The organism is Methylophaga frappieri (genome assembly GCF_000260965.1).
In the GTDB taxonomy this organism is placed as follows: Bacteria; Pseudomonadota; Gammaproteobacteria; order Nitrosococcales; family Methylophagaceae; genus Methylophaga; species Methylophaga frappieri.
This window is the reverse complement of sequence record NC_017856.1, coordinates 1,869,694-1,879,301: the sequence shown is the minus strand read 5'-3', so window position 1 is coordinate 1,879,301 and position 9,608 is coordinate 1,869,694. Positions and strand designations below refer to the sequence as shown.

The following is a 9,608-nucleotide window of genomic DNA, read 5'->3' as shown; positions in this document are numbered from 1 at the left end:
CTAGCGCCTGTTTATCTTTCATCGCCACCACTCCTAGCGGCTATGAGAGATAAGCGGGCCCTAATAATTTAACGCTTCGATTTCGATACGTGCTGCGGCGCCGTATAGCCGTGAGGCATCTCCGTCAACGTCGCCTTCGGGAGCAATGCCCGGCCACATGTCTGATACGCCGTTCAGGTACCCATTGACCTTGTCGAAGCTGTCAGCAGATTGTTGACGCAGTCCTTCTGGTAATTCGTCAAGGCGGCGTTTGGCCAGTTCGACAAAGCCATAAGCATCCTGATATTCATGTACATTGACCAATTTGCCCTCCTCAACGCCTATCGCGTATTCATCGGCTGCGGTGCGAACCAATTCTTTAATGCTTTGCAGACTGGTTTTGAGATCGATATCCACCACAGATTCAGCGGCTTTGATGCCTTTTTCCAGATCTTGATAAGCTGCGGTGACCGCTTCTTGTGAAGCTTTATTTGTGATACTGTCAGCCAGCTTTGTCAGGGCAGCATCAAAGCGTTCGCCGCCGCGATGCTCAATAGCTGGCACCAACCCAGTGTAGAGTTCATCCCGCGGATGTTTCATGTGGGTAATCGCCATTTCGGTCTTGCCTTCGCTATAAAGCTGATAGCCAACTAACAAGTGACCTCGAATCAGGCCAAGTCGGGTGAGGTAAGCAACATCATTCACTTTAAGGTCAATGACGGTGACACCCGCGCCTTCACCCTCACCTTCTCCTTCGCCCTCACCGGCTGCGGCAAGAACGATATTGCTGTGCGTATGGTTGTGATCAACAAAATCAGCTGCCAAGGCGCTGGTGCTGACGCCGCTGGCCAGTGCCACGCCCAAGCTGATCCATTTTTTTCGGTTTTCTTGCATCGTGTTGCCCTTTAGTTGTGATTTATAATGATCTCACATTGCCATAAATGAGAAACGTTCTCAATATGATTTTACAGTTGTCATCGTGTTTTAGTCCGACGGATTTAGACGTCATTCAAGAGGTCGCTAGGGAAACTGACTTTTACCACGGTGAGCATACCGCTGGCCGTGCTGCCAAACAGGTTAAACAGAACCAGCAAGCAGATAGTGTGGCGACAAAAGGGATGCTCTCGATGGTAGAGCAGCGGCTTCTGAAAAATGATTTATTTCTGCAAGCGACTCGACCAGCAAAGTTTGTTCGTCTTATGCTCAGTCGTTATCAAAGCGGCATGTATTATGGCAATCACGTTGATGAAGCGGTGATAGATAATCAACGTACCGATATTTCCTTTACCTTGTTTTTGTCCGACAGTACCGATTATCAAGGTGGTGAGCTGGTGTTGGCTGATCACAGTGGCGATCGCGCCTGGAAATTGCCAGCAGGAGAGTTAGTACTGTATCCATCCACTTACCTGCATCGTGTCAATCCGGTGACTGACGGCGAGCGTCTGGTTATTGTTGGCTGGTTGACCAGTCGGATACGGGACCCGATACAGCGTGAAATGTTGTTTGATCTTGAGTTAAGTCTGCGAGGCGAATTTGATGCCAATGGCAAAACCGAGCAGTACGACCGCTTATCGAAGGTTCGAAATAATCTTTTGCGTTACTGGTTAGATAGCTAAATATCAGGCACAGACGGTGTACTTGAGGTATTGGCTTGGCCGAGTTTGCTGTCTTGTGCCTCAGCGTAGCGTTAATCGAGAAGTATGGCTTTTGATCAAGACACGCTTTGACTTGCGTGGCGAAACCGGTTTTCTGAATATTGTATGTTGTTTTTATACAACAGCCGTCTCTTTTTATCGTAAATAGTAATCATTATTATTTATTTTTAAGTTGTGCACGTTTAAACTGTCTCCATACTTTTCTTTCAGGAATCTTTAAATGTCCCGGAAAACCGCGATTTCATTATTCGTTAATCTCGCCTTGGCAGGCGTTACCAGTATCAGTTTTGCCGCCGAATCAACCCCGTCAGATTCGGGTAAAACATTGGAAACCATGACGGTGACAGCCAGTGCCGATGCTTCAGCTGAAGGGTTGGCAGAAGCCTATCCGGGTGGTCAGGTAGCGACGGCCGGTCGAGCCGGTATTTTGGGTAATCTGGATTACATGGATTCGCCTTTTAGCATTACCAGTTATACCAATGAGTTGATTCAGGATCGCCAGGCACGTGGCGTTGGGGATGTTTTACAAAATGATCCGGGCGTCCGGGTGGCGCGCGGTTTTGGGAATTTTCAGGAATCCTTCTTTATTCGCGGTTTTATTTTGGGATCAGACGATATTGCCTATAACGGCCTGTATTCGTTATTACCGCGCCAATATATTGCGACTGAACTGTTTGAACGGGTCGAGGTGCTGCGCGGCGCATCAGCCTTTTTGATGGGGGCGTCACCGAGTGGTGGTGGGATTGGCGGTAGCATTAATCTTGTGCCAAAACGGGCGCCAAATGAAGACTTGAACCGCATTACCGTTGGCACCGATCACTTTGAACAAGGTTATGCGTCGGCCGATATTGCCCGCCGTTTTGGTGAACAAAAACAGTTTGGGGTACGCGTAAACGCAGCCTATCGCGATGGCAGTACGGCGGTTGATGATGAAAAAACAGAGCTAGGCCTGTTTTCAGTCGGGCTGGATTGGCGTGGTGATCGGGCACGGTTGTCGGCGGATATTGGCTGGCAGGATAACCAGCTTGATGAAACCCGCACTAATGTCACCTTGTCCGGTCCGGGGGTAACAGCGATTCCATCTGCGCCAGACTCAGACAGTAACTGGGCGCAACCCTGGACTTACTCTGATGAGGATGATGTTTTTGGTACCTTGCGTGGCGAGTATGATTTCACTGACAGCATTACCGGTTGGGCGGCCTATGGTATGCGCCGTACTGATGAGGCAAACTCGCTGGCCAATATCACGGTCACAAACTCCAATACGGGTGCAGCACGGGCACAACGTTTTGATAATACCCGCGAAGATGATATCGATACCGGTGAGCTTGGCTTGCGCGGTTCATTTGAAACCGGTGCAATCGGCCATGACTGGGTGATTTCGGCGTCTTTCTTTGAGCGGGAAACCAAAAATGCCTTTGCCGGATTTGATGGCAATAATGTGTTACTGACGAACCTCTACAACCCGCAATATTATGCTCGGCCGGATTTCAGTAGCGCCAGTTTCATCGGTAATGATCTGCGTTCGCCGGCATTGAACCAGCGGACAGAATTAGAAAGTTATGCGATCGGTGACACCTTGTCACTATTTGATGACAACTTGAAAATTACCGTAGGCATCCGCCGGCAAACGATTGAAAGCACCAATTTTGCCTACAATACGTTCACCGAAACCCGCTATAAAGAAACTGAGAATACGCCGGTTGCCGGGGTGGTGTTGAATCTGACGCCAAGCTGGTCTGTGTATGGTAATTACATTGAAAACCTGCGCCAAGGTGATACGGCGCCACAAACAACGACAATTAATGGCAGTGCCGTCAGCCTTACCAATGGCGGGCAGCAACAAAGCCCTTATGTGGCGGTACAAAAAGAAGTCGGTATCCGTTTTGATGGCGGCGAGTTGGGCGGCAATCTGAGCTTTTTCACGACAGATAAACCCCGCTCTTATACCGATGTCAGCAATCCTGCAGCGCCGGTCTTTACTACTTCGGGGGAAGATCGTCATCAAGGGGTTGAGCTCACCAGTTTTGGTATGTTGACCGATACCATTAAATTACTGGGCGGGGTGACCTGGTTGGATGCAGAACAACGTGACACTGGTAATCCGCAGCTGGATGGCAACGATGTTATTGGTGTTCCTGAGTGGCAAGCCAATATCGGCGCGGAGTGGGAAGTACCGTTCCTGCAAGGGTTGGCATTGGATGGCCGGGTTGTTTATACCGGATCGCGTTATGCGGATGCGGCAAACCAACTGGAACTGTCGAGTTGGACCCGTTTGGATGTCGGTGCACGCTATTTAGCTGAGGTCAATGGCAAAGTGCTGACCTTACGTGCTCGTGTACACAATCTGTTTGATCGCGATTACTGGGCTTCGGCCGGTGGTTTTGAAAACAATGGCTATCTGGTGTTGGGCACGCCTCGAACCCTCACCCTATCAGCAACATTGGATTTCTAAACGGATAGCTTCCGTAAAGACGGTTTACATTATAAGAAGCGAGCCAGTCAGTTGATTGGCTCGCTTTTTTGTTGATTGAACCGTGAACAAATCGGCGATCAGATGCTTAATGTTGGCATTAATCTTTGGATAGATTTGCAAGTTCCTGGCGCGCCTGACCGATTGCCTGCCGAACCCGCTGTGGTGCAGTGCCGCCAATATGATCTCTGGCGGCAACAGAGCCTTCGAGCGTCAGCACATCAAACACATCGTTATCAATGTGCGGGCTGAATTGTTGTAGCTCTGCCAGGCTGAGCTCAGACAAATCTTTTTTCTGCTTGATACCATAGGCCACGGATAAACCGACCACTTCATGGGCATCCCGAAAGGGCACGCCACGTCGAACCAGATAATCTGCCAGGTCGGTTGCGGTAGCATAGCCTTTGAGGGCGGCATTTCGCATATTGTCTGCATTGACGGTGATGCCGGCCATCATGTCGGCATAGACACGCAGTGAACCAAGCAAGGTATCAATGGTATCAAACAAGGGTTCTTTGTCTTCCTGATTATCCTTGTTATAAGCCAGCGGCTGATTTTTCATCAAGGTTAGCAAGTTAAACAGGTTGCCATAGACGCGACTGGTTTTACCGCGAATCAGCTCAGGCACATCCGGATTTTTCTTTTGCGGCATGATCGATGAGCCGGTACAAAATGCATCGCCCAAATCAACAAAGTCGAACTGCGCGGATGACCAGATAATCAGCTCTTCGGAGAATCGCGATAAATGCATCATCAGCATGGCGGCGACGCTATTAAACTCAATGGCAAAATCGCGGTCGCTGACGGCATCCAGTGAGTTCCGGCAAATGCGATCAAAGCCGAGCAATGACGCGGTTAGTTCACGGTCAATCGGAAAGGTTGTGCCGGCCAAAGCGGCCGCCCCTAATGGCAAACTGTTTAGACGTTTTTTGCAATCATCCAGCCGTTCAGCGTCTCGTGCCAGCATTTCGTACCATGCCAATAGATGGTGACCAAAGGTCACCGGCTGGGCAGTTTGTAAGTGAGTAAACCCAGGTAAAATGGTTTCTGCTTCACGTTCCGCAACATCCAGTAAAGCGGATTGCAGTCTGAGTAATTCACGCCGGATAGGCTGAATCATATCTCGCAGATATAAACGCACATCGGTGGCAACCTGATCATTTCGGGAGCGACCAGTGTGGAGTTTTTTACCGGTTTCGCCGATAAGCTGAATGAGACGCGCTTCGATGTTCATGTGCACATCTTCTTGCGCTATCGACCAATTAAACTCACCGGCGTCAATTTCGGTTTCGATTTGTGTTAAGCCCTTAATAATCGCCTGACGTTCCGCGTCGGTCAGCACGCCAACTTGTGACAGCATGGTGGCGTGGGCAATCGAGCCTTGGATATCTTGTCGGAAGAGCCGCTGGTCAAACTGAACCGATGCAGTAAATTCTTCAACAAACGCGTTGGTTGGTTGACTGAGACGGGCAGAAGAGAGTTTTTTTTCAGATGCAGACATAAACAGGCCTGTGCGTCGGGCAAAAAGTGCGCACATTATAACGCGGCTATCGTGGCAGGGCAGCCGTAAATGCTAGAATAATGCTTTTGTTTGTTCAATTAAGACAGGATGCATTTCTATGAAAGACGCCTTGGTGCGTATCGCGACGCGTCGTAGTCCGCTAGCCGTCTGGCAGGCGGAGTTTGTCCGTGATGCGCTGTTAGCCATGCACCCGCATCTGACTATTGAGTTAGTTAAAATCAAAACAAAAGGCGACAAAATTCTGGATACGCCATTGGCAAAAGTGGGCGGCAAAGGCTTATTTGTCAAGGAGCTTGAAGTGGCCATGCAAGAAGGCGAGGCAGATATTGCGGTCCATTCCATGAAAGATGTGCCAGTCGCTTTTCCGGATGGGCTGCATTTACCTGTGATTTGTGCTCGGCATGACCCTTTTGATGCGTTTGTTTCGAATCATTATGCCAATGTCGATGATCTGCCTGAAGGCGCGGTCGTGGGAACATCAAGCCTGCGCCGTGAATGTCAGTTGCGACATTATCGGCCAGATCTGCAGATTAAACCGTTGCGCGGCAATGTTAATACCCGTTTGGCAAAACTGGATGCCGGTGAGTTTGATGCCATCGTTTTAGCCAAAGCCGGTCTGGAACGACTCGAGTTTCATGATCGTATTCGCTGTGCCTTAACGGCAGAACAAAGTTTGCCGGCAATTGGTCAGGGTGCATTGGGTATTGAGACCCGCATCGATGATGCCGAACTAAACGCATTAATTGCGCCTTTGGCCTGCCCAGATACGACCATTACGGTCAAAGCAGAGCGAGCCTTGAATCGTCGTTTGCAAGGGGGGTGTCAAGTGCCCATCGGCGGATATGCCGTATTGGAGGATGGACAAATCTGGTTGCGAGGTCTGGTTGGCCGACCTGATGGTTCAGAAATGTTGTTTGATGATATTCAAGGTGCCGCGGACCAAGCTGAAGCGTTGGGCTTAACGTTGGCGGATAGTTTGCTTGCGCAAGGTGCTGACGCCATTTTGTCGGATGTTTATGACCGCTGAAATGCCGTTATCAGGGCTCCGTATTCTGGTAACGCGACCCATTTCACAAGCAGTGGAATTGGCGAGGTCAGTGCGTGATGCCGGTGGCGAGCCAGTCTTATTACCACTGATTGATATTGAGCCGATTGCCGCGAATAAATGGCCGGAGATTGATTGGCGAAAAATAGACTGGCTGATTTTTGTCAGTCGCAATGCCGTGAATCTCTTTTTTACTGGTCTGCAGAAAAAACTGCCTGCCCGGATCAAGTACGCCGCCGTGGGTAATGGCACGGCACAGGCATTGGCAACACAAGGCGTTGACACCGTATTATGCCCTGAACAGCCTGGTGGAAGTGAAGGCTTACTTTCTGTTTCAGCACTGCAGGATGTGGCAGGACAAAAAATAGTTATTATTCGAGGTCAGGGAGGGCGGCCATTACTGGCCGATACGCTTCACGCGCGAGGTGCCACAGTACGGTATATTGAAGTTTACAAACGTCAATTGCCGCGTATTCTGGAGCAAGACATTGCCGATGCGGGTCAATGTGACATGTTGCTGGCAACCAGTGTGCAAAGTGTCGACCATCTGGTGCAATTATTTACCAATAAGGCGTTATTCAACAAACCGCTAATTGTGCTTAGCGAGCGCATTAAGCATGTGGCACTGGCCAAGGGATTTAGCCAGGTGTTGGTTACCCATAATGCCAGTGACACCGCTATCATGCAGAAACTGATTGAGACAGGAGCCAAGCATGGACAACAACACCTCGTCCACTGAGCCAACTGAAAACCCAGAAATCGACAAATCAGCGAAAAATACGCGTTGGCAGCAAACGCTGCGCAACCCGTTATGGTGGCTGGTTTTCGTGCTTACTGTGCCGGGATTGGTGGCAATTTGGCTGATTTGGCAACAACAGCAATTGCTGATCACGCAAAATGACCAACTGTCGCCGTTAGTGCCGCTGCCAAATCAGGTTGCGGCGGCGACCAGCGCCCACAAAAAACTGCAGCAGCAGGTGAATGAACAACAGCAAATGCTGGATAAACAGGCGGCGACAATCCGTGATTTGGAACAGCGAGAGCGATTAAGCGATCGGGAAATTCGTCTGCGCTGGACACTTAGCGAAATTGATTATCTTCTGCAGCTTGCCAATCAGCGCAGCATGCTGGCCAAGGATGTTGCTGGTGCCAGACAGGCATTAACACTGGCTGATGACAAGTTACAAACGTTGGATGACTATCGGTTGCAGCCTTTGCGAGAGCAGATTGCCGAAGAAAAACTGGCGTTGGATGCCGTTAGTAAGGCGGACATTGCCGGGATGTCGGCGGATATCCAAAGTGTCATCCAGGGTATTGATCGATTGCAGGTTGTGAAAGGGCCGAAACCTGGTTGGGATCCGGTGGCAGAAACAGCGGCAAATAGTCAGGTGGCTTCAAGTTGGCGTCAAGCTGCTAGTGAGATTTGGCAACAGCTTCGGTCACTCGTTGTGATTCGGCAGCAAGATGATGCGCCTGCTGCCGTATTGATGCCGGAGCAGCGCTATTTTTTGTATCAGAATCTGCGTCTACAACTGGAAACAGCTCGTTTTGCCCTGTTATCGGGGAAGCAAAATGTATTTGAAAGTAGTTTGCAGTCCAGTATAGATTGGTTAGCGCAGTATTTTACCGGTGATCAACGCGATGCCGTTTTAGCTTCGCTGCAAACCATGAAATCAAAATCGATTGCGGTGCAGATTCCGGATATCAGTGGTTCGCTGCGTTGGTTGGAGGAATTTCAGCCATGAAGTTGGTATTGATTCTGGTTGCTGCCCTTGTCTTGGGTGGTGTGCTGGTCTGGTTAGCTGATTTTCAGCCTGGGTTTGTCCTGTTGCAATACGGGAGCTGGACCTTGGAAACTTCGTTGATCGTGTTTGTGCTCATGGTATTGATTCTGTTTAGCGTCATTTACCTGATAATGCGCACTACCGTGTTCATCAAGCAAGCGCCTGCCCGACTGTCGGACTGGCAAACGCAACTACAGCATAAACGCGCTTCCAAAGCGTTAACGCAAGGCCTGATCACGTTGGAAGAAGGGCGATGGGCGGAAGCCGAAGCAATGTTGTTACGCCATGCTGGTAATAGTGATACCCCGTTATTACATTATCTTGCGGCAGCCCGCGCCGCACAGAAACAAAATGCACCTGAGCGGCGTGATGACTATCTAAAGCTGGCACATGACACGACCAACGGTGCTGATATTGCGATTGGCGTTGTGCAGGCGGAGTTGCAATTATCAGCCGGTCAAAAAGAACAGGCATTAGCCACATTGCAGCATTTGCGCCAAGTGGCCCCTAAACACCCTTATGTGTTGCAACTGTTGCAGCAGTTGTACCAAGAAACTGATCAATGGCAGGCAATGCAACATGTCTTACCAGATCTGCGAAAAAGGCATGTACTGGATAATAAAGCTATCAATGCGCTTAGCGCCGAAGCGGCAGTGGGGCAGTTACATCACGCGCTGATTCGTGAAGATTGGAGCCGGATGGAACAAATCTGGGCACAAACCAGTGGCAAGATCAAGCAGACAGAAGCCTTGCTGATCCCGTACGTCAGGGGGCAAATGGCGCAGGGTAATTACAGTGTCAGCGTTATGCTGATTGAGTCTTACCTGCGTAAAAACTGGAGTGATGAGCTGGTTTATCAATATGGTCTGATACCGGGTAGTAACTTGCTGAAACGATTATCTACTGCAGAAAAGTGGTTGAAACAGCATGATGAAAATCCGATTTTATTACTGACCTTGGGGCGTTTGGCCGCTGCCGGCAAACTGTGGGCAAAAGCAGAGGCCTATCTGCGTACCAGTCTGGAACAGGGGCCGCGTGGTGAAACCTATCAGGCGTTGGCCGATGTGTTAAGCGCTCAGGATAAACTTGATGTGGCAGCCGGAATTTATCGTAACGGGTTGGAGTGGACCTTAAAAAACACTTAATGATG

The 9,608-nt window shown here is 49.7% G+C and carries 8 protein-coding genes; 6 read left to right on the top strand and 2 right to left on the bottom strand.

Annotated features, from left to right (window positions below):
• Nucleotides 1-60: 60 nt before the first annotated feature.
• A complete protein-coding gene (locus Q7C_RS08975; protein WP_014704425.1) occupies nt 61-873 on the bottom strand; it encodes a hypothetical protein in 813 nt (270 codons plus the stop codon).
• A 65-nt stretch (nt 874-938) separates the two neighbouring features.
• On the opposite strand from Q7C_RS08975, the gene Q7C_RS08970 reads away from it, so the two are divergent.
• Nucleotides 939-1,595, top strand: a complete 657-nt coding sequence (locus Q7C_RS08970) for a Fe2+-dependent dioxygenase (protein WP_014704424.1) — start codon at nt 939-941, stop codon at nt 1,593-1,595.
• 259 nt (nt 1,596-1,854) lie between these two features.
• Nucleotides 1,855-4,089 carry a TonB-dependent receptor gene (locus tag Q7C_RS08965; RefSeq protein WP_014704423.1) on the top strand — a complete coding sequence of 745 codons (2,235 nt, stop codon included), beginning with the start codon at nt 1,855-1,857 and terminating at the stop codon, nt 4,087-4,089.
• A gap of 118 nt (nt 4,090-4,207) precedes the next feature.
• Here Q7C_RS08965 and argH read toward each other — a convergent pair whose 3' ends face one another.
• Nucleotides 4,208-5,608, bottom strand: coding sequence for an argininosuccinate lyase (gene argH / locus Q7C_RS08960; RefSeq protein ID WP_041367071.1), 1,401 nt, complete (start codon nt 5,606-5,608; stop codon nt 4,208-4,210).
• A gap of 118 nt (nt 5,609-5,726) precedes the next feature.
• On the opposite strand from argH, the gene hemC reads away from it, so the two are divergent.
• Genes hemC through Q7C_RS08940 form a run of 4 tightly spaced genes read left to right on the top strand, consistent with a single transcriptional unit; the run spans nt 5,727 to nt 9,603 of the window.
• On the top strand, nt 5,727-6,656 hold the full coding sequence (gene hemC / locus Q7C_RS08955; protein WP_014704421.1) for a hydroxymethylbilane synthase: 930 nt from the start codon (nt 5,727-5,729) through the stop codon (nt 6,654-6,656).
• Nucleotides 6,646-7,413: a uroporphyrinogen-III synthase gene (locus Q7C_RS08950; protein ID WP_014704420.1), complete on the top strand. Its 768-nt coding sequence runs from the start codon at nt 6,646-6,648 to the stop codon at nt 7,411-7,413. The genes hemC and Q7C_RS08950 overlap by 11 nt, the downstream gene beginning before the upstream one ends.
• Nucleotides 7,388-8,419 carry a uroporphyrinogen-III C-methyltransferase gene (locus Q7C_RS08945; protein ID WP_014704419.1) on the top strand — a complete coding sequence of 344 codons (1,032 nt, stop codon included), beginning with the start codon at nt 7,388-7,390 and terminating at the stop codon, nt 8,417-8,419. Before Q7C_RS08950 ends, Q7C_RS08945 begins: the two co-directional genes overlap by 26 nt.
• A complete protein-coding gene (locus tag Q7C_RS08940; RefSeq protein WP_014704418.1) occupies nt 8,416-9,603 on the top strand; it encodes a heme biosynthesis HemY N-terminal domain-containing protein in 1,188 nt (395 codons plus the stop codon). Before Q7C_RS08945 ends, Q7C_RS08940 begins: the two co-directional genes overlap by 4 nt.
• The last annotated feature ends 5 nt before the right edge of the window (nt 9,604-9,608 follow it).